This is a genomic window from Vibrio maerlii, from assembly GCF_003415655.1.
GTDB classification, from domain to species: domain Bacteria; phylum Pseudomonadota; class Gammaproteobacteria; order Enterobacterales; family Vibrionaceae; genus Vibrio; species Vibrio maerlii.
Genome location: NZ_QRHC01000007.1, coordinates 252,724 through 273,135, shown reverse-complemented (window position 1 = coordinate 273,135; position 20,412 = coordinate 252,724). Strand labels below are relative to the sequence as shown.

The following is a 20,412-nucleotide window of genomic DNA, read 5'->3' as shown; positions in this document are numbered from 1 at the left end:
CTAATTGTGAAGCATAAGCCAGAAAAAAGAAAAGCCATTGGGTTTCACAACCCAATGGCTTCAATTAATTCATCATTTCGAATGAATTCGGGAACGATATAATTTGCGACTACGCTTTACGACGAGCTTCTACCGCGTCAGCAAGGGTACGAAGTACCTTCTCAGTGTCATCCCATCCGATACAAGCATCTGTGATTGATTGACCGTAAGTTGCTGCCTTGCCGTCGATTAGGTCTTGGCGGCCTTCCACTAGATGAGATTCAATCATCACACCAAAGATAGAATCTTCGCCCGCAGCCATCTGACCTGCAACATCTTCTGCTACAACTATTTGACGCTGGTACTGTTTAGAGCTGTTTGCGTGGCTGAAATCAATCATCACTTTTTGTGGCAGACCTGAAGCCTCAAGCTCAGACTTAATAGAGCTAACGTGCTCAGCACTGTAGTTTGTCTCTTTACCACCACGTAGGATGATGTGACAGTCTGGGTTACCTGCCGTCTCTACGATTGCAGAATGACCGTATTTGGTTACTGAAAGGAAGTGGTGAGAGGCGCTTGCTGAGCGAATCGCATCAGATGCAATCTTGATATTACCATCAGTACCGTTTTTGAAACCGACAGGGCAAGAAAGACCTGATGCTAGCTCACGGTGTACTTGCGACTCTGTAGTACGAGCACCAATTGCGCCCCAGCTGATAAGGTCAGCAACGTATTGCGGTGTGATCATATCTAGGAACTCACTCGCCGTCGGCATCCCCATATCAGTCAGATCAAGAAGCAACTTACGCCCCATGCGTAGACCATCATTTAACTTGAACGTGTCATTTAGGTACGGGTCGTTAATGAGGCCTTTCCAACCAACAGTGGTACGTGGTTTTTCAAAGTAAACACGCATTACGATCTCTAGGCGATCGCCTAGCTCATCACGCAGTACTTTAAGTTTCTTGCCGTATTCTAGCGCCGCTTCAGGATCGTGAATTGAACATGGACCAATGATGACCAGCAAACGGTCGTCTTCACCTTCAAGAATGTTGTGGATTGCTTTACGCGCTTGATAAGTCGTTGAAGATGCTACTTCAGTTGCTGGAAACTTCTCCAAAACAGCCACTGGTGGTAATAGTTCTTTTACTTTGTTAATTCGTACATCATCAGTTTGAAACATTGCGCTTTTCTTCCTATTTTCCTATACACCTGAACAATTTTTGTCCGTTAAAAATCCATATTCAGGGCTTTCTAAATCAACTATTGCTGTAACTTATCTAGGAAAAAGGATGGTTTCAACCACTTTTTTATTTAAAAGGCAATATTCATTGATAATTTACGTTTTACACCAGTCGTAAAAAATAAATTACACCCATAAAAAGGCCGTAGTATCTAGCTTGAATCAGGAGTAAACAAAAATGCAGGTATTCAATTTCCTTGAAAACCTGCATTCCGTAAGAGTGAATCCATGTTATAGCAAGTTCATGTTACAGATAGTGATCGAGTAGTAAGGCGACAAACAACAACATTAAGTGAACAATGGAAAATTTAAACGTCTCGATTGCAGATTTTTCATTCGCGTTGAACTTAAGTTGCCACGCATGATAGATAAACCCGGCACTCAACACAGAAGATAAGCACAAATAGACCAAGCCACTCATTCCAGTTAATACAGGGAGTACGCAGACCAATGCGAGCAACACGGTGTAAAGCAAGATGCTGGTCTTGGTATATTCAACACCATGGGTCACGGGCAACATAGGGATATCAGCCTTGGCATACTCCTCTTTACGATGGATAGCAAGCGCCCAAAAATGAGGAGGAGTCCAGATAAAAATGATCATCACCAGTAACCAAGCATTGGCATGTAACTCATTCGTGATCGCTGTCCAACCTAACAATGGTGGCATTGCTCCGGCGATACCCGCAATAACGATATTCTGGGGGGTTGCGCGTTTGAGCCATAAGGTATACACGGCGGCGTAACCAAGCAGACTTAAGAAGGTTAACCACGCTGTTAACGGGTTCACTAACCAATAGAGCTCGACAAACCCGACGACACCAATAACCAATGCAAATAAAAATACGTGGCTCGCTTTTAGTGCTCCAGAAGGCAATGGGCGATTGTTGGTTCGAGCCATAATCGCATCAATACGCCTGTCGATTAAGTGATTAAACGCAGCAGCCGATCCTGCCATCAAACCTATACCGAACATCCCAAGTAGACTGGTCACCATAGGGGGGGATGACTCTGTCGCCAATGACATTCCTACTAAGGCCGTCAGTAACATCAAGGCAACGACCTTGGGTTTCGTCAAATTAAGATACAGCTTCCATTGACTAAATATGTGATTCTCCGATCTCTTAGTACGAGATTCTAGAGCTTGAACTTCCATATTCGTTACCCTACTCATTATAAGCCTCCTGCTTTGAATCTAGTTTCGCTATTACACTCTGAGCTTGAGACGCTAACCCATAATTCACCACGACAAGACAAGAGAGTAAAATTGCCGCCACTAAGTTGTGCAGTACAGCATTGGCGAGCGGCAAGTGCAGCACTACATTGGCAATCCCTAAACCCACCTGAACGACCAAGAGACCACAAACCACGATAGCGACTTTGAACATGTCATTTTTGATCAGCTGCCAAATGAGACCAAGTACCACAAGCGTCGTAACCATCGCACCAATGCGGTGAGAAACATGAATAGTCATCCTAGCTGGGTACTCAAGCACCCCAAATTCATAGTTATCAAAGCCAGGCTGAATAAAGGAAAAAGCGGTTTTAAAGTCGAGGTAATTCCACCACGGCCCCTCACAAATAGGAAGGCTGGTACACATCAAGGCTGCATAGTTTGACGACGTCCAACCACCTAGTATGATCTGTAGCGCCACCACAGCTAGGCTAGCGAACGCCCAGCGCCTTAGCATTCCGTTCTGGCGTTCTGAATCAAGCTTACTTGTGTCTTCACCATTTAGAGAGAAGAACGTTAACCGGCAATGGAAAAGAACCAGTAGACAGAGCAGACTGAATCCACCTAATAAATGCCCCATCACCACAACGGGCATGAGTTTCAGCGTGACAGTCCACATACCCAATAAGGCTTGGAAGATAATCACGGCTGAGATAAGCGCAGGTAACACGCGAAACTGAGTTTTTCGAATCGCGATAAAAGTCATGGCAAAGACCATTAATCCCAAGCTCCCAGCAAAGTAACGATGAATCATTTCAAGCCATGCTTTTCCTGATTCCACTGCTCGCTCAGGATATAACTGATTCGCTTTCTCTATTTGCTCACTGCCCTGTGGCACTAGCAACTGCCCATAGCATCCAGGCCAATCGGGGCACCCTAAACCAGCATCAGATAGTCGAGTGTAAGCACCAAGAACAATCACTACTAAAGTAAGCCCTATAATCCACCGAGTTAGGTTGATTAACACTCTAGGTGAATCGGTGTGTTGTCTTGCCTCTTCCTTTATTGGTTTTTCCTTCATACAACTTGACCTCTCGTTCCCTGAATTAACCAACGCGTGAAAGTTTGAGTAACTTTCTGAGATCCGTCAGCATGCCTTTGGCAGCTTTAGGGTCAGTATTGTCAGCCTCTTGTGACGACAAGCGGTACTTCATGATCACCTCGCCTAAAGGATCAATGATGACTACCTGTCCAGAGCTTACTTGGTTCAATAACTTGGTTTTGTCGGCTATTAAGGATGAGTACTGTCCCTTAAGGCTTTCCGGGATAAGAAGATCATCAGATACAGTTTCTATCGCAACCAACTCGACGCGCTGTTGGTACTTGCCAAGAGCGATATGGCTTTGATTGAGCAGTTCAAGTTCCTTCTGACATAATGCCAAGCAATCCTCTGGCATCACATAACCCAATAACCAAACAGGGTCACTGTGCTGAAAAGGCTCAATATCGATACCGATATCATTTGCTAATATGCGTGACTCAAACCACTCACCATGATTTGTCACGCCTGATTGATACCATTGCTGGCTAAGAATAACCTTTGCAAGTAGAGCAGGAAGAGCAAACGTCAGCACTAGAGCGAACAGCATCAACCTGCCGCGCTTTTGCTGAGCCGTATTTTTCTGTGGTAGATCACTTGGAGCTAAGTCGCTCAGTGCTAATTTTTCGACTTGACTCGTGTCATTCGTCGCTCGAGACATGAGTACCTCCTTTTCGTCTTATTAACCATTTCACAGAGATAAAGCCTGTCAGAAGTAACCAAACTGTCGCCATAGCAAACCATTGAAACGCATAGCCATAATGCTTGGCAGATGACAATGGCACAGGCATCCATGGTTGTGGCAATGGCCAATTATTAGCGATGGGTTGTATTGCGCTTCGAGCCAGTTCTACGTCCATAAACACTTCTAGCTCATCCCAATTTAACGCCTGAACACGAATAGCCTGCTCGTTGTTGGCGGTATCAATATCGCTTGCGTTGTTTATCACTAAGTCAGTTTCTGCCATCAATTTATTGGCTAATGGATTAGTTAGTTTGGTATACGCTCTTCCGACTAATGCCGTGTCTTCAAGTTTAAAATGACTATTGGGTAATACATCTCGACTCTGTGCTCCCCTTACAAAACCTAGCTCTATAAGGACCATTTGGCTTGTATTGGCGATACCCATAACCTGATAAACCAGATAGCCAACCTTTCCGTCGAGAGTTTGATTGTCGAGATAAATCAATGGTAATCGGCTCTCTTTGAACTGCACGTCTAATTTAGTCCCTGTTGCTAACTCTCCTTCAATCAGTCTAGTCAAAGTATTCGGTGTGAGACTAACAGGGGCAGCATGTTGTGTTTCTTCAAGTATCAGCTCTGTGACTTGCTTTGCTTCACCGCGAGCTTTTTGCCACAGGCCTAATTTGATTAATAGCGTAAACACGACCACAGTTATAATTGCGAAAAGCACAACCTTAAACGCCGACTGCTTGGGAGTTTCAGATATGTCATTCTTGTTCAAAACCATATTGGTATTGCTACTACTTTTCATTATCTTCAATCTAGCAAAGGCGATGTTTGAGATGGTGAGAACACCGACGGAATCATCCAAACCTCAGAAAATGAGTACCTACTTAGGCCGCCGTGTTGCTCTTTCCGCTATTGTTGTCATCTTCATTATCATTGCACTTCAATCTGGACTTATAGAGCCCAACGCGCGACCTTATTAAGTGTTCCCAACTTAGATAACGTATACGAACACAAACAGGCATAACCACACCACATCGACAAAGTGCCAATACCAACTACCAGCCTGGAAGGCAAAGTGGTCATTGGGTGTGAAGTGGTCATAAGCGATACGCGCCAAAAGAACAATCAAGAATATCGTTCCAAGCAAAACGTGCATTCCATGAAAGCCCGTCAATAAGAAAAAGGTATTACCGTAAATACCTGACTGTAGAGTTAGGCCAAGATCTTGATAGGCATGCACATACTCTTCTGCTTGATAAAACAAGAAGAAACCAGCTAGTACGATGGTCAACTCCAGCCACACCACCAACGCCATGCGATGATTTTTCTCTAAGCTCACATGGGCCATGTGTAACGTAATCGAGGAAGTCAGTAAGATGATGGTGTTCATCAGTGGTAAACCTTTCCAAGACATCGCTTGTGTAGTGTCTCCGGCAGGTGTTGTGGTGAGCGGCCAGATAGCTTCAAATGCTGGCCATAAAAATTCATGCGTCATGGCATTATTATCGGCCCCGCCCAACCATGGCACAGCAAGAATACGTGCGTAGAACAGCGCACCGAAGAATGCTCCAAAGAACATCACTTCAGAAAAGATAAACCAACTCATGCCTTGTCTAAATGAGCGTGCAATCTGCTCAGAATACAGACCTGAAAGAGACTCCATCACGACATGACGGAACCAACCTGCAAACATGTAGAGCAAAATAATAAAGCCAATGGCGAGCACCCATTTTCCAAAAATACTCCCCGCCCCACCCAAGTCTTTATATTGCACTGTCAAGCCAGCCCCAACGGCAATTAAGAACAGAGCGACAGCGCCTACAATAGGCCAAATACTATCGGCTGGAACAAAATACCTTGGTGCAGTATTCGCTACGGATTTGGTATCCATTACTACTCACTCCTAGTCATTCCCTCGCACAATCAAAGGTGCACAAACTTAACTCATACTCACAAACTAGTTACGCGCTACCTGCAAAGTTTCTTGCTGATTATTTGCCTGCTGATCCGTGATATCGAACAGGGTATATGAGAGGGTTAATGTGTGAATTGAGTCGGGTACGTCTGGCTCAATATAGAAAATCAGCGGCATTTCAGCCTTACCACCGGCTGCCAGCGGTTGATGATTAAAGCAAAAACATTCGATCTTATTAAAGTAACTGGCGCCTAACCCTGGCGACACAGACGGTACCGCTTGGCCAATACGATCAGTGGCTGAATTGTTGTTGGCGACGTAATGAGTTTGAATGACCTCACCAGGGTGTACGTTCAATACTTTTTGTTTGGGCTGAAGACCCCAAGGCACACCTTTAGAAATATGGGATAAGAACTCAACTCGAATAGTACGACTGTAATCAACCGTTAAACTTTGTGGCTGATTGACGGCGGTTTCATTCGTCTTTCCGTTGATGCCTAAGACATCACACATAACGTCATATAAAGGCACCAAGGCAAAACCAAAACCAAACATAGCGATAGCCGCTGCGCAGAGCTTTAACGAGAGCTTTCGGTTACTCTTCGCTGTCTGCCCATGTGATACTCGCTTTTCCGAGTTTGGTTTCTCTAAGTCCATCATCCTGCACTCCCGAACTAATCAATCTTCGGCGGCGTATCGAAGGTGTGATGTGGTGCTGGACTTGGAACCGTCCACTCTAACCCTTCAGCACGATCCCAAGGCTTCGCAGGCGCTTTTTCTCCTCCACGCACACACTTGATCGCTAGCCACAAGAAGATCAACTGAGACAATCCAAACGCAAAGCCACCAATCGATACAATCTGATTAATGTCCGCAAACTGAATCGCATAATCCGGGATACGTCTTGGCATACCGGCAAGTCCCAAGAAATGCATTGGGAAGAAAAGTACGTTTACTGATATGAGTGATGTCCAGAAATGCCACAGGCTAAGTTTCTGGTCATACATATGACCGGTCCACTTAGGTAACCAATAGTAAGCTGCGGCCATAATCGAGAACACTGCACCGGTTACCAAAACATAGTGAAAGTGGGCGACCACAAAGTAAGTGTCGTGATATTGAAAATCTGCAGGAGCAATAGAGAGCATCAACCCAGAGAAGCCACCGATTGTAAACAGTACAATGAAAGCAATCGCGAAAAGCATTGGCGTTTCAAACGTCAAAGCACCACGCCACATCGTAGCTACCCAGTTAAACACCTTAACCCCTGTTGGTACCGCAATGAGCATGGTGCAATACATAAAGAAGAGCTCAGCAAACACAGGCATCCCCGTAGTGAACATATGATGTGCCCAAACAAGAAATGACAACAGTGCGATACTGCAAGTCGCGTACACCATTGAATGGTAACCAAACAGTTTCTTACCAGAGAAGGCTGGGATGATCGCAGAAATGATGCCAAACGATGGCAGGATCATGATGTACACCTCTGGGTGACCAAAGAACCAAAAGATGTGCTGGAACAATACCGGGTCACCGCCGCCAGCGGCGTCAAAGAAGCTGGTGCCGAAGTACTTATCCGTTAATACCATGGTCACCGCACCAGCTAACACGGGCATCACGGCTATCAGCAAGAATGCGGTGATCAACCAGGTCCAGACGAACATTGGCATTTTCATTAAGGTCATACCCGGAGCTCGCATATTGAAGATGGTGACGATCACATTGATCGCTCCCATGATGGAACTGATGCCCATAATATGAACCGAAAAAACAAACAGTGCGGTACTGTCTGGTCCGTAGGTTGTTGACAGCGGCGCGTAAAAGGTCCAACCAAAATCAGGGCCGCCACCAGGTGTGAAAAGTGATGCGAGCAGAATGGCGAAAGCAAAGGGTAGAATCCAAAAGCTCAAGTTATTCATCCTTGGAAGGGCCATATCTGGCGCCCCAATCATCATCGGGATCATCCAGTTAGCAAGCCCGGTAAAGGCTGGCATTACCGCACCAAATACCATGACTAATCCATGGACTGTGGTCATCTGATTGAAGAACTGAGGCTCAACAAGCTGTAATCCTGGTTGAAACAATTCAGCACGAATGATCATCGCCATTGCCCCACCAGTTAAGAACATAGCAAAACTAAACCACAGATAGAGGGAACCGATGTCTTTATGGTTGGTCGAGAATACCCAGCGAGCGATACCAGAAGGTGTATGGTGAGCATGATCCGAAGCGGCACCAGCGTGAGCCTCAGCGCTCGCCTCTTTAACCGGTTTATTGTTTAGCGGATTCATTGCGATTCCCCTTCCTTAGTCTGGTTCTTAAACGCATCAATATCAGCGGCTTGAACGGTGTCGCCAGTATCGTTACCCCACGCATTTCTTTGATACGTAATTACCGCAGCAATTTCTTTGTCGCTAAGTTGATTAGCGAACGCCTGCATTGCGGTACCTGCCCGACCGTTCACTATGATATCGATGTGCTGACTCACGTCACCGAGGGCAATAGCGCTACCTTTAATCGCCGGGAAAGCACCCGCAAGCCCTTCACCATTCGCCTGATGACAGATAGCACAACGGGTCAGGTAAATATCCTCACCGAGCGCCATCAACTCTTCCATGCTTGCAGAGCTGGTTAATGCTTGTTGCGCCGCTTCTTGCTCGGTAGCTATGCGTGCTTTCTCGTCAACGAGCCATTGTTGATAATCCTCTTCGCTCAACGCCTGCACCACAATTGGCATGAAACCGTGCGCTTTACCACACAACTCAGCACATTGACCACGATATACACCGGGTTGGTCAATACGGGTCCACGCTTCATTAATAAAGCCAGGAATGGTGTCTTTCTTCACCGCGAAATCAGGTACCCACCATGAATGGATAACATCATCAGATGTCATTAAGAATCGAATTTTTTTGTTGATGGGCAGAACAAGTGGTTTATCTACTTCAAGGAGGTAGTTTGCCCCTTTGATTTCATCGCCTTCAATTTGCTTCGAAGAAGTCGACAAAAGGCTAAAGAACTCAACTTGAGGGTCACTGTCGCTAGCGTTAGTCGCGTTATCGGTAACATAGGTGTAGTGCCACTTCCATTGTGAACCCGTTACCTTGACGGTGATTTCAGACTGGCTCGGATCTTCCATCTCGATTAAGGTTTTGGTCGCAGGAATAGCCATCGCCACAAGGATCACAATCGGAATCAAGGTCCAAATGATCTCGACTTTGGTACTCTCATGAAAATTGGCTGCTACCGCACCTTTCGACTTTCTATGGTGGATTATCGACCAAAACATCACACCAAAAACCACCAGCGCAATGGCACAGCAGATATAGAAGATCAGCATGTGTAGGTCATAAACCTTTTCACTGATCTCCGTTACGCCTCTCGTCATGTTGAGGTTGCTTTTCATGTTGAGATCGCTTTCTGCAAATAGTTGAGGCGAACCCAACACTAATGTTGCTACAAAGCATCTCTTCATAAACCCTCTAGATGAGGAAAGAACATTTGTTATCTCTGTTGGTTTTATTTTAGTGACAACTTTTTGGAACAGACTTAGCGCGTTTACCTTGAAAATCTTTCGATTCACTCTGGCTCTCCCTTATTCGTGACCTATCAAAAGTAGGTCTATCGACATCGGTGGCAAGGTTCTGTTATCCCTGTAGTCCCTCAGCCAAGATGTTAACATCATGTTAAATATGCAACTCTTGAATTTAAAGCTAGTTAGGGATCAGAGATTGTTCAAGAAAGGAACAAAAGAAATGTGTATTTACTCAATAACGAGCAAACAATGAAAAGCACGCCAACGAACATCGCTGGCGTGCAAAAATTAATGGCAAACGCTAGATTAAGCTGAAGCTCTTAACACATGAACTTGCCCAGAGTAAGTTGTTGGTAATTGGGCTAGTGGTACCGCAGGACTATATAAAAAACCTTGCTGATAATCACATCCTAAGCTTTCTAACTCATTGGCAATTTCTTCGGTTTCAACACCCTCAGCGACAACCGAGTACCCCAATACATGCCCTAACTCAATCATAGTTTTAACAATATTGTAATCACTGGTGTTACTGGCGATATTACTTACAAATGAACGGTCGAGTTTTACTTGCTCTACAGGTAACTTCCTCAACAGCGACAATGAAGAATAGCCTGTACCAAAATCATCCAGGCTCAAGCCATAGCCTAACTGTTTCAAGGTTTGAATCGTTTGTTCTGTCGTTTCATTTTGTTCAAACGCCGCCGATTCTGTAATCTCTAAGCATACTGTTTTCGCAAAATAAGGTGTATTGATCGAGTGCCATTCTAATGCTAATTGAACCTTCTGGCTCATTAAGTCCTTAGCCGATAAGTTTATATGTACACTACTTACGCCGTTGTCTTCTCTTAACACTGGCAAATCTTTCGCGATTCGACTGATCAACCATAACGTCAATGATGACACTTTATTCGCTTGTTCTAGCGCTGGAATGAACAAGTTTGGTGGAACAAAGCCACCTCCTCGCTTAGGCCATCGAGAAAGTGCCTCTACTGCTACTACGTTCTTGGTCTTTGCTTCAATTATCGGTTGATAATACACCTGTAGCTTATCATCTGCGATATCTTGCAGCACCATCTCCAACATATCGGGCTGCTTATCTCCCTCATCAAGAAGAGATTCATTATATGAAATGATTTCATCTGAGGATTCTTTCGCTTTCTCTAGTGCAATACTGACTTGTTCTAAAAGCTCATCCACATCAGAAGCAAGTGTGGGGTAACAGCTCGATGCAATCGCGAAGCCACTATTGATTTGATAATCATCGATAGAAATTGAACTGTTCATGAACCTTTTTAGCTCTTTTCTGACCAATAAAATCTGCTTTTCGTTGTGATCAATAAGAGATATCGCGAACTCATTACCACCAAAACGACTAATTTCAGCAATTGAACCAAATTTGCAGTTAAGTAACTTAGCGATATGGCAAAGCAAGCGGTCTCCAAACTGGCTACCCAGTGACTCATTTACGCGCTTGAAGTGTTTAATATCGAGAATGAACAAGGTACTCGCCCGGCCTGAAGTAATACTAGATTTTAGCTTTTTCAACATCGAGCTACGATTTGGTAGCTCCGTCAGGGAATCATGAGACAGAGCATACTCATAGCCATCGGCCACACTTTTAAGGTGAGTCAAACTGGTTGAGAACATTGTTATCGCGAGGTAAACAAAAATGCTACCGGCAAACAAGATCAAGCCGAAACCCATACCAGGGCCAGCGACCTGTTCAGCAAGAACAATACGATACAAGCAACCTATATACGCAAATACAAACAGTACAATGAGTCCAAATAAAAAGTGCCAGCCCTTGTTATTCGCTTGACTATGTAATCGCCACGCTGGCAACAAAGACGCTATCTGGCCAACTACGCCTAATGAGACCAGTATTGTTGCGATTGTTTGATAAGGCATCGGATATCCTGTAAACGATATTTACTCTACCTTAACAATATACCATTCTGATAATTCAAATGAAAAGGGTTATTTACTATTTTGTTAATGATTCCAGATGAACGAGGGCAGACTCAAAGTCATAGTTATCAACCAAGTTGAATATCTGAGACAGTTCAGGGTGCTTGGGTAACAAGTCTTCTAACTGCGTTCGCACACTAGGATCATAGTTAGAGAGCTTCTCTTTAATTTGATCGAATACGGGGGTTTCTAAACTTTCATACTCAATTGTTTGGCCTTGATAGCTTCCTTCTAACTCTTGTACTTGCTCCGTAGATGCAGAACCCACTACTCCTAGGTACTCTTGTAAAGACAGCAAAACCATAGGAATGTGGGTCACAACCGCTTGATAAGACACTTTAAAGTCTACTTGTTGTTCAATGTTGGACTCTAGCTCTTGAAGCATCTCCGATAACTTAGTTGCTCCCACACTCCCACTGTGACTCTTCAGTGAATGAACGTAACGTTCAAGCTCGCGTGCATCTAACTCACTATGGTTTTCAAACTCGGACTCGAACTGTTGAAGCTGCTCGACTAGCCTTTTCAATTGACGATTGAGCAAGTTTTGGTCTTGCGAACAATATTGAAGACCTAGAGCGATATCTATGACGTCAGATTGGGTCTGGTTAACAAGGTGAGTATCTGACCAACCTACCTTAGATACTTTCGCACTGTTGGGTTCTATCCATTTGGCTAAGGTTTGAGAGAACTGCTCAATAACAACGGGTTTGGCAATAAAGTCGTTCATGCCGCAAGCTTCAACACGACTCTTCACCTCTTCCATAACATTCGCACTCATCGCGATGATTGGGGTCTGCTGATCAAGCTCTCGGATTAACCTCGTTGCTTCGTACCCGTCAAGAATAGGCATTTGTAGGTCCATTAGAATCAAATCGAAGGTTTTCGACTGAGCGTGTTCTATCGCCTCTTGACCATTATTGGCCACCACCGAACTTAGGTTTAGTCGTGACAATAATGCGGTAGCAAGCTCTTGGTTAACGTCATTATCCTCTACCAATAGAACACTCTGACCATCGAAGAGTAATACCTCAGCCGAAGTTGGCTCCTCTTGATTCAAGCTATTTATCTCTTCGCTAGAAGCTGTAGGTAAATCGAGCTCAAAGTAGAAACAACTACCTTTCTCGAGCTCACTATCGACCTCTATCGAGCTCCCCATTGCCGAAACAAGGCGCTGACTAATGTTCAACCCTAACCCAGTACCACCATACTTACGCGTGGTTGATACGTCTGCTTGAGTGAAAGCAAGGAACAGTTTTTGCTGCTGCTCTTTTGACAGTCCAATACCTGTATCATGTACCTCAAACCGGACACGACTCGAATCACCCGATTCATTCACCGGATAAACCACCAAACGCACACCGCCCTCATGTGTAAACTTAATTGCATTTCCGACCAAGTTGAGCAGCACCTGAAAGAGACGCAATGGGTCGCCTATATAGCCCCCCTGCAAATCATTATGGATCTCCATATCAAGACTCAATGACTTCTCTTCGGCCTTAACTAAAATAAGGTCATTTAGCTCTTGGACTACAAATCGAACATCAAATGGAATGGACTCAATCGTAAGGTTGCCAGCTTCAATTTTCGATAAGTCGAGAATGTCGTTGATAATACCCAACAATGACTCAGCGGAATGGTGAACCTTCTGCATATACTTCTTCGCAGTCGGGTTCTCTACCTCTTGCAGCGCGAGGTAAGACATACCGATAATGGCGTTCATCGGCGTACGTATCTCATGGCTCATGTTGGCCAGGAAGTCTGATTTAGCTTGGTTTGCAGAATCCGCTTGCAGAATAGCTTCAGCGAGTTTCTCATTAAGCTCTTTTAGGTCGGAAACATCATAAGCCCAAAACAAAGTCGCCTGTTCGTTGTTGTAAACGGTGCGGAAATAACTTGAGAGAGCGGTAAAAGCTTCTCCCGTGGATTTTTTGAATTGCAGTTCTCGACTGATGACCTTTCCCCTCTCCATCAGCTCTTGCATGATCTCTTTCCGAAACTCTATTTCAGGATAAATTCTCGTGACGTCGTAATCATCAATCTCATCTTTACTAATCTTAAACAGCTCCAATGCTCGCTCATTGGTATACACAGCCCTATCGTTCTGTACAATACTCGCGGCAATAGGTGCTGAATTAAGGATCTCAAATAGATAGAGCCGGCTTTCTTCCGCCTCTTTCTGCGCCGCAGAAGTTCGTTGTATCTGTTGTTGAAGCTTGCGGTTCCAAAAGATAATCAACATCAAAATCAATATCGAGAAAGCGGCAACGGTATACACTAGCTCGTAGTTCACCTTTTCAACCGTTTTAATCGCCGTCCAACGGGAAACAATACGATTCCGTTCCTCTGTTGTAATGGCATCAATTGCCTTAGTGATCACCGAATCTAATAGCGGTTCATCTTTGGTCGAGAACAGCGTAGGGCTGACATTGTAGTTCGTTCGTCCAATAATGCGTGTATCGTAATAACCGTGGGTGTTGATGAGGTAATTTAATACATGGACTGTATCAACAACCGCATCCAACTTATTGTTGTTCAGTAACTTAAGTCCCTCTTCAGAGCTTTCTAATTCCTGCCAATTTATTGCTGGGTAATTTTGTTTTAGCTCTTTCGTGTTGGCAGCTCCTGCCAATACTCCCACCTTCCAGCCAAGCAGTTCCGAAATCAGCTTGCCACTTTGTTTTCGGTTAGATGCAATAGCTAGTGGGCTTTCTAAAAAAGCAATTGCTGGGTCAAAATCAAACTTTAGATAAGGGTTTTCTACTGCAGCGGATACTAAACTAACCTCTTTATTCTTCACTAGATTCATTGTTTCCTGCCAAGAAGCGACTTCTACCGGCGTTAACGTCAACCCCGTTTTAGCTTCAAGCAAGCCAAAAAACTCTGCCAACATACCAATATACGCCCCTTTGTTATCGAAGCCCTCATATGGCAAAGCATTTGGATCAACACCAACTCGATGAACAGGGTTATCTTGTATCCATTCAACTTCTTCAGGCGATAGGTTTAACAGTTGACCGCTGAGCTTTAAGTTAGAGTAAATGGAAGTGATATACGCCTTAGCTTCTTGAGTTTCTATCGGCAGCAACTCTAAGGCTGGAATGTATGCATAACTGTTGAGTGTTGGTTCTGAGGGGAAATAGAAAGTAATATTGCCAACCTTAGAAACGCCGGTATCAGAGCGATAATACGATTCCTTTTCAACCCAAGATAGCTTAGTCGTATCCAACAGTTTCCTGGAACGAAACTGGCCATCAACTGCTTCTAATGTGATTATTTTACTCTGTTTTCTCGGGCCAGAAATATCTATGGCCGAAATATCTTTACCAGCTGAAAAAGTATTGAGTAATGCAACCAGATCGTCTAACTGATCATTGTAAATATAGTACGCTGCAATTTGCGAAATTAACTCAGCTCGAAACAGCTGGGGACGATAGTCAGAATTAACATGCTCTTCGATGAAGCGATTAGCAGTTCTAGGTTCTGATAACCAGCTGTTCAATGCGGCATTAAATCTATCACGCACCTCTTTGCTTCGAAATTGAGTTCGCACAGGAAAGCTCACTTCATTCTGTCGGTGGACTTCCAACCCCTTCACATCCACAGAGCTATCATGTGCGAGAAACCAGTTTAATACGCGCTCTTCAACCACGAGAAAGTCTATTCTCTGCTGCACTAGAGCGGTGAGCGCAGCGTTTAATGTATCAAAGTCAAACTCTTCAGCACCATCCAAGATGCTCTTATACAGCTCGAATGCAAACCGACTGGGCGAATTGCCATCTTGAATGACCGAGCCAAGCCTGACACTAGCACCTGAACTCACATTACTCATTGATAGCTCTCTGGCTTTGAGGCTTACCGCGACGTAATCAATATCAATAATTTCATCACTATAGAAATAATCTTTACTCTCCTGCGGGAAATATCCCGTCACGAAATCAAGATTGACGTTGCTGTCTAATACTTGGGCCTGGTTTGGGTTAGCGATTTGCGAAACCTCACCCATTCTATAACCCATTGAGTTAAAGAGTTTCTGTAGAAGCGTAAACTCCATTCCAACACTAGCACTCTCGGGGTACATGTATGGGGGATTACCATAGCTGAATATCCCCTCAAGAGACTGTCTGTAGGGGTTATCACTGAGCCAGTTTCGTAGAATCTTATTGTGAGTAGAGCTCGGCATGTCTTTTAGAACTTTATCAACTAACGAGCGAAGTAATGGGTACTTTTTATTAATGACAAATTGAGCCGTATTGCTCTCCCAACCCTGAACAAAAGAATTCACGACAATATTGCCTAGGTTAAGCTGTTGAGCCAATGCCATAGAAGATGCGACCTCCCCAATAAGGCCGAAGGTTTCTCCTTGTGATACAGACTCTAATGCTGCCTTATTCGATTCGTAGGAAACGGCTTCAATGCCGACATCACGACTGCGCAACCATTGCTCAACGGTTGAACCTTTGATTACAGCGATTTTTCTCCCTTTAAGCTGTATCGCATTACTTAACCTAGGTGCATTCGCTCTAGTAATCAGCATTCGCTGATAAGGTAAGTAAGGTTTACTGTAGAGCGCTAAGTTTTTAGTCACACCTGATTCAAAGCCGACCGGAAAAATAGCGGCGCTTCCATCCACAAACCCTTCTCGCATACCTTCGTAGTTTTGAATAAGTCGGAAATTAAAATCGACCTCAAGACGAGCGGATATTTCATCAAAATAGTCTCGAATGATTCCATCCACTTCCCCATATTCATTGACAAAAGAATATGGGTATTTACTCTCAAAGGTGTAAGCATCTATAACAGGGTTTTCTTCTATCCACGCTTTTTCGTTGGTTGTCATTTCCAACGCATAAAGGTTCGAGGAGACAGCAGCGAGACTGCATAGTAATACCCAATAAACAAGTCTAAACACGGTCACCTCGTTCAATCCTTAAACTGAGATTTAATCTCCAAGATTTTTGGTAAGTTTTTGATAAACAAATCCACAAGTTCTGGGTCGAAATGCTTGCCTTTTTCTTCCTCTAAAAGCCCAACGGCTCTCTCGACAGTCCACGCTGCTTTGTAAGGCCGTTCTGACGTTAAGGCATCGAACACATCTGCTATCGCCGCAATGCGCCCTTCAATTGGGATATCTTCTCCCGATATCCCTTTGGGGTAACCATTTCCATTCCACTTTTCGTGATGAAATTGGGCGACACGCCTAGCGATATCAATTAATGCGGACTCGCTTGAACTAGAGAGAATATCGACACCGATCTCAACATGTTGCTTCATCACCTCCCACTCGCTACCTTCTAGTTTTCCAGGCTTGAGTAGCACTGCATCAGGAATACCAATCTTGCCGACATCGTGCATCGGTGCCGCTTCTCGCAAAAGCTCTGCGTCTTCTTCGTTGAAGCCTGCAGCTCGCGCCAGTACGTAGCAATAATGACTCATACGCATAACATGCATACCGGTTTCATTGTCTTTATATTCCGCCGCGCGTCCTAAGGTCTTTATCATCTCAACCTTGCCTTGATTGATTTCTTCTGTGGCTCGGCGTACTTCAAAATATAAAGCTTGGGTTTGATTGTGCAGTGAAATGTGAGTTTGAACTCGACGCAATGCGACTGCTGGATTGATAGGCTTTGTAATGTAATCCACAGCTCCTAAGTTAAGCCCCTTTACTTCATCCTCGGGGCTAATCTTGGCCGTCACGAAAATAACCGGGATATGCTTTGTATGTGGTTGTGATTTAAGTCGACGACAGACCTCATAACCATCTAGGTCAGGCATCATAATATCAAGCAAGATCAAGTCGGGTTTCGGTGACAGATCTACAAGTTTTAACGCTAAGTTTCCGTTAATCGCAGCGCGAATATTATAGTGAGGAGATAATAGCCCACTCAGTACATCAAGGTTTTCTTTTGTATCATCAACTATCAGTACTACTGGCTTCTCAGACATACGCCTATACCTTTCCATTCAATTAGTTACGTGCACATTTCAGTGTAGGCAGAGAATCATTATGTTGCTAGTTTCCAACAAATTAATCATGGTTGGCGCAAAGTGGTAAGTCATTTCGGAGTTGATCTCTAAAATTCAACTCGTTCCCACTTCTACTCTATAGGCTTTCTTATGACGATGACTGAATTCAAACACTCTGACCTTTATTCTTGTTTAAAAGTTGCCGGAGAACTTGCGGTAGCGAGCTCTAAATTCATTTATTCAATCGGTCGCACTCTCTTAAAATTCACATTCTGGATTGGTAAAAAAACCTATAACTACATCTCAAAGTAAAGTCATATAGAAACAAAGTCTAAGCCCCCACGTTCATACGCTGGGGGCTTTTTCTTTTTGAATCATCAGTTTATTTACCAAAAATTATAGTGTGTGGCGCAAAGTGGTAAGAACCGAACGCGGGTATCTCACATAATAGATTCCAGAAACACACATAACTCACATTTATTATTTGGAATACAAAATGAAAAATATCCTTATTAAGACCGTTGCACTTTCTGCTTTAGCTATTTCACTAACAGGTTGTATCGGAAGCAACGCGGTAACAGGGAAAGTTATGGAATTCAACATTGAAGTGGTTGATAACCGTTACGCTCGTGCGGGTGTGAACTTCTTATTAGCTCCTGTATACGGTATCACCACCGCTGCCGATTACGTGGTATTTAACTCATTAGAGTTCTGGACCGGTACTAACCCAATTAACGGTAAGCCACACATCTTTGACTCGAAAGTCGATACCAAATTTAAAGTGAATGACGAGCTAGATTCTTCACTGACGGAAGCGCCAGTCGATCTTTCAAATAACCGCTCAATTGAAGTGGGTGAGATGAATCAAATCGATGAAAACACGATTGAAATGGAAATCACATACAACAATGGTGACAAAGGCACACTTCATGGTGTTCGTGATGGCGAAAATGTAAGCTACTACATGGATGGTGAGCTAGTATCTCAAACCACTATCTCGCAACTAGAGACACTGCAAGCAGAACAAGCTTAATGGTTTCCTGAATAATGAAGGCGGGCTCAGAGATTCTGAGCCCGCTTTTGCTTTATGACTTACCTAAAATCAGCCCTAAGACTGATTCTCTGATTGACTCAAACGACTGCTCACTAAGCTCGCGACCATAATCGCCAGATAGAAACTGCCAAGTAATGATTCCATAAACACAAAGAATCTTGGAATCGGCAATGCTGGCGAAATATCACCATAACCCACTGTCGTCAGCGTGATAAAACTGAAGTAAATCACTTCGAACAAATTATCTAGCCAAGGTTTTTGCTCCAAACCATTGAACGCCTGTGGGAAAAGCTCCAATTGAATCAGATAGATAATTGCCCAAGATAAGCCAAACAACAGATAAACACATATCGAACCTACTATTTGGTTCTTGCTTACATAGTCGGTAATCGTAACCTGCTTCAACGCGGTGTAGGTGTGAGATAGTAAGAAAAAAAGTAACGCAGACAGCGTGACTAAAGACATATCGATGTCTTCAAAAAACGACATGGTTCCTGATATCGCAGCTAGAGTCAGCAAGAAGCCATACCAACTGCGATAAAAAGACTGCTTTCTCTTCACACCAACAACCGATATCGCCAAACATACAATAATGAACGCAAGTACCGACTTTTGCCCACCGACGAACAGCTGTTGCATGAAGGCGCTAAAAAATAGCAGCGCTATTAGCGCAAAGAACAAGAAATAAAAGTTATCGTCTTTGGATACCTTCTTCATTGCTAACCCTCTGTTCGAACCTCAGAGTCCAACCACGCAACAAACAATTTATAGGTCAAACTCAGAATCACAGCCCCAACAAACAAACCGACAATACCTGACATTGCCATACCACCTAATGCCCCAAGCAAGATAACCAACATTGGAATATCTGAGCCGCGACTTAGCAGGATTGGTTTCAGGAAAGCATCACTACCGCTAACCAAAAGCGACCAAACGAGAAAAATAACCGCTGTTGTCGTCGTATCCACACTGAACAGGTAGATGATTGCAGGCAGCAAGGCAAGAATCGGAGGTAACTGGACAATCGCTACCAATAACACAGCAAGAGCCCAAAGGCCTGCTGCTGGAACACCCGCCAGAACCAATCCTAGTGCGGCTGCGGTTGATTGAATAACCGCAACACCGATCACCCCTTGAACCACACTGCGCACTGTTGTTTTGGAAAGCTGTGTAAGTTCCTCACCTTTCGGCCCGGTTAAACGGGTCGCCACGAGAATAAAAGCTCTTTCGCACTTGTCCGCGTTAGACATGAACACGCCAGCAATGATAGTAGAGATAATAAACTGGACGAAACCACCACCTAGAGAACCCAATATTGATGCCATTTTAGACAAAATAGCTTTGATCTCTTCGCCGTACTTAGTCAGAGCCAACTCAAGGTTAGAAGCAGCAAGTGAAAAGGCCGCATAGGCTTTTTCACCAATCAGCGGCCAATCCTGAATAGACGCGTCTGGTTTAGGGATACTTAAAGTGCCACTTTGATACTCGGCCACGAGATCTGATGTACTGGTATAAATGCCGGTTGATAGCAAAATCAGTGGAACCAAAAGCAGCAAAACACCAACAAAAGAAATCAAGCCACTCGCTTTGGACTTGGAGATAGAAAATTTATTGTTCAGCCATCCAACCACAGGATAGAGAGCGGTAGCGATAATCCCAGCCCAAACAATCAGTAATATGAAAGGACGTAGGATTGAAAAGCACCACATCACTAATATGGATATCGCCGCTATCTTTATGAATGCATCGATAGCGTGATGAGAGAATTGAGCGTCGATCTTCAT

16 protein-coding genes are annotated in these 20,412 nt (G+C 44.1%); 2 read left to right on the top strand and 14 right to left on the bottom strand.

Annotation, left to right across the window (positions count from 1 at the left end):
- Window positions 1–109: 109 nt before the first annotated feature.
- From aroG to DPF91_RS14275, 5 genes are all read right to left on the bottom strand, one after another.
- Entirely contained in the window at window positions 110–1,162 is a 1,053-nt protein-coding gene (gene aroG, locus DPF91_RS14295; RefSeq protein WP_117235103.1) for a 3-deoxy-7-phosphoheptulonate synthase AroG, read from the bottom strand.
- A gap of 307 nt (window positions 1,163–1,469) precedes the next feature.
- Complete coding sequence (gene cyoE, locus DPF91_RS14290) at window positions 1,470–2,378, bottom strand: heme o synthase (RefSeq protein ID WP_241033834.1); 909 nt, start codon at window positions 2,376–2,378, stop codon at window positions 1,470–1,472.
- Window positions 2,379–2,388: 10 nt separating this feature from the next.
- Window positions 2,389–3,477: a COX15/CtaA family protein gene (locus tag DPF91_RS14285; RefSeq protein ID WP_117235101.1), complete on the bottom strand. Its 1,089-nt coding sequence runs from the start codon at window positions 3,475–3,477 to the stop codon at window positions 2,389–2,391.
- A 25-nt stretch (window positions 3,478–3,502) separates the two neighbouring features.
- Window positions 3,503–4,156 (bottom strand): hypothetical protein, encoded by a 654-nt coding sequence (locus DPF91_RS14280; protein WP_241033830.1) that lies wholly within the window; start codon window positions 4,154–4,156, stop codon window positions 3,503–3,505.
- Window positions 4,137–4,883 carry an SURF1 family protein gene (locus tag DPF91_RS14275; protein ID WP_164684188.1) on the bottom strand — a complete coding sequence of 249 codons (747 nt, stop codon included), beginning with the start codon at window positions 4,881–4,883 and terminating at the stop codon, window positions 4,137–4,139. The genes DPF91_RS14280 and DPF91_RS14275 overlap by 20 nt, the downstream gene beginning before the upstream one ends.
- A 61-nt stretch (window positions 4,884–4,944) precedes the next feature.
- Between DPF91_RS14275 and DPF91_RS14270 the strand changes: the two genes are divergently transcribed.
- Complete coding sequence (locus tag DPF91_RS14270; RefSeq protein ID WP_117235099.1) at window positions 4,945–5,169, top strand: DUF2909 family protein; 225 nt, start codon at window positions 4,945–4,947, stop codon at window positions 5,167–5,169.
- A gap of 11 nt (window positions 5,170–5,180) precedes the next feature.
- Here the strand turns inward: DPF91_RS14270 and DPF91_RS14265 are convergent, their stop codons facing one another.
- The 7 genes from DPF91_RS14265 to DPF91_RS14235 all read right to left on the bottom strand — a co-directional run bounded on the left by DPF91_RS14265 (window position 5,181) and on the right by DPF91_RS14235 (window position 17,553).
- A complete protein-coding gene (locus DPF91_RS14265) occupies window positions 5,181–6,080 on the bottom strand; it encodes a cytochrome c oxidase subunit 3 (protein ID WP_117235098.1) in 900 nt (299 codons plus the stop codon).
- A 66-nt stretch (window positions 6,081–6,146) separates the two neighbouring features.
- Window positions 6,147–6,761 carry a cytochrome c oxidase assembly protein gene (locus DPF91_RS14260; RefSeq protein WP_117235147.1) on the bottom strand — a complete coding sequence of 205 codons (615 nt, stop codon included), beginning with the start codon at window positions 6,759–6,761 and terminating at the stop codon, window positions 6,147–6,149.
- 17 nt (window positions 6,762–6,778) lie between these two features.
- Window positions 6,779–8,398: a cytochrome c oxidase subunit I gene (gene ctaD, locus DPF91_RS14255; RefSeq protein WP_117235097.1), complete on the bottom strand. Its 1,620-nt coding sequence runs from the start codon at window positions 8,396–8,398 to the stop codon at window positions 6,779–6,781.
- Window positions 8,395–9,582, bottom strand: a complete 1,188-nt coding sequence (gene coxB / locus DPF91_RS14250; protein ID WP_164684186.1) for a cytochrome c oxidase subunit II — start codon at window positions 9,580–9,582, stop codon at window positions 8,395–8,397. Before coxB ends, ctaD begins: the two co-directional genes overlap by 4 nt.
- Window positions 9,583–9,948: 366 nt before the next feature.
- Entirely contained in the window at window positions 9,949–11,550 is a 1,602-nt protein-coding gene (locus DPF91_RS14245) for a putative bifunctional diguanylate cyclase/phosphodiesterase (protein WP_117235096.1), read from the bottom strand.
- A gap of 76 nt (window positions 11,551–11,626) precedes the next feature.
- Window positions 11,627–16,447: an ATP-binding protein gene (locus DPF91_RS14240; protein WP_117235095.1), complete on the bottom strand. Its 4,821-nt coding sequence runs from the start codon at window positions 16,445–16,447 to the stop codon at window positions 11,627–11,629.
- 83 nt (window positions 16,448–16,530) lie between these two features.
- Window positions 16,531–17,553 carry an HD-GYP domain-containing protein gene (locus DPF91_RS14235; protein ID WP_117235094.1) on the bottom strand — a complete coding sequence of 341 codons (1,023 nt, stop codon included), beginning with the start codon at window positions 17,551–17,553 and terminating at the stop codon, window positions 16,531–16,533.
- Window positions 17,554–18,070: 517 nt separating this feature from the next.
- Between DPF91_RS14235 and DPF91_RS14230 the strand changes: the two genes are divergently transcribed.
- Window positions 18,071–18,607: a DUF3332 family protein gene (locus DPF91_RS14230; RefSeq protein ID WP_117235093.1), complete on the top strand. Its 537-nt coding sequence runs from the start codon at window positions 18,071–18,073 to the stop codon at window positions 18,605–18,607.
- 75 nt (window positions 18,608–18,682) lie between these two features.
- Here DPF91_RS14230 and DPF91_RS14225 read toward each other — a convergent pair whose 3' ends face one another.
- The gene (locus DPF91_RS14225) at window positions 18,683–19,345 is read right to left on the bottom strand and encodes a potassium channel family protein (RefSeq protein WP_117235092.1); all 663 of its coding nucleotides are present in this window, start codon (window positions 19,343–19,345) and stop codon (window positions 18,683–18,685) included.
- Between the two features lie 2 nt (window positions 19,346–19,347).
- The gene (locus DPF91_RS14220; RefSeq protein ID WP_117235091.1) at window positions 19,348–20,412 is read right to left on the bottom strand and encodes an AI-2E family transporter; all 1,065 of its coding nucleotides are present in this window, start codon (window positions 20,410–20,412) and stop codon (window positions 19,348–19,350) included.

What these genes read in the sequence shown, in the direction of transcription:
- aroG (WP_117235103.1), bottom strand. Translation starts at nt 1,162, where the DNA reads ATGTTTCAAACTGATGATGTACGAATTAACAAAGTAAAAGAACTATTA.
- cyoE (WP_241033834.1), bottom strand. Translation starts at nt 2,378, where the DNA reads ATGGAAGTTCAAGCTCTAGAATCTCGTACTAAGAGATCGGAGAATCAC.
- DPF91_RS14285 (WP_117235101.1), bottom strand. Translation starts at nt 3,477, where the DNA reads ATGAAGGAAAAACCAATAAAGGAAGAGGCAAGACAACACACCGATTCA.
- DPF91_RS14280 (WP_241033830.1), bottom strand. Translation starts at nt 4,156, where the DNA reads ATGTCTCGAGCGACGAATGACACGAGTCAAGTCGAAAAATTAGCACTG.
- DPF91_RS14270 (WP_117235099.1), top strand. Translation starts at nt 4,945, where the DNA reads ATGTCATTCTTGTTCAAAACCATATTGGTATTGCTACTACTTTTCATT.
- DPF91_RS14265 (WP_117235098.1), bottom strand. Translation starts at nt 6,080, where the DNA reads ATGGATACCAAATCCGTAGCGAATACTGCACCAAGGTATTTTGTTCCA.
- DPF91_RS14260 (WP_117235147.1), bottom strand. Translation starts at nt 6,761, where the DNA reads ATGGACTTAGAGAAACCAAACTCGGAAAAGCGAGTATCACATGGGCAG.
- ctaD (WP_117235097.1), bottom strand. Translation starts at nt 8,398, where the DNA reads ATGAATCCGCTAAACAATAAACCGGTTAAAGAGGCGAGCGCTGAGGCT.
- coxB (WP_164684186.1), bottom strand. Translation starts at nt 9,582, where the DNA reads ATGAAGAGATGCTTTGTAGCAACATTAGTGTTGGGTTCGCCTCAACTA.
- DPF91_RS14245 (WP_117235096.1), bottom strand. Translation starts at nt 11,550, where the DNA reads ATGCCTTATCAAACAATCGCAACAATACTGGTCTCATTAGGCGTAGTT.
- DPF91_RS14240 (WP_117235095.1), bottom strand. Translation starts at nt 16,447, where the DNA reads ATGACAACCAACGAAAAAGCGTGGATAGAAGAAAACCCTGTTATAGAT.
- DPF91_RS14235 (WP_117235094.1), bottom strand. Translation starts at nt 17,553, where the DNA reads ATGTCTGAGAAGCCAGTAGTACTGATAGTTGATGATACAAAAGAAAAC.
- DPF91_RS14230 (WP_117235093.1), top strand. Translation starts at nt 18,071, where the DNA reads ATGAAAAATATCCTTATTAAGACCGTTGCACTTTCTGCTTTAGCTATT.
- DPF91_RS14225 (WP_117235092.1), bottom strand. Translation starts at nt 19,345, where the DNA reads ATGAAGAAGGTATCCAAAGACGATAACTTTTATTTCTTGTTCTTTGCG.
- DPF91_RS14220 (WP_117235091.1), bottom strand. Translation starts at nt 20,412, where the DNA reads ATGAAGATCGACGCTCAATTCTCTCATCACGCTATCGATGCATTCATA.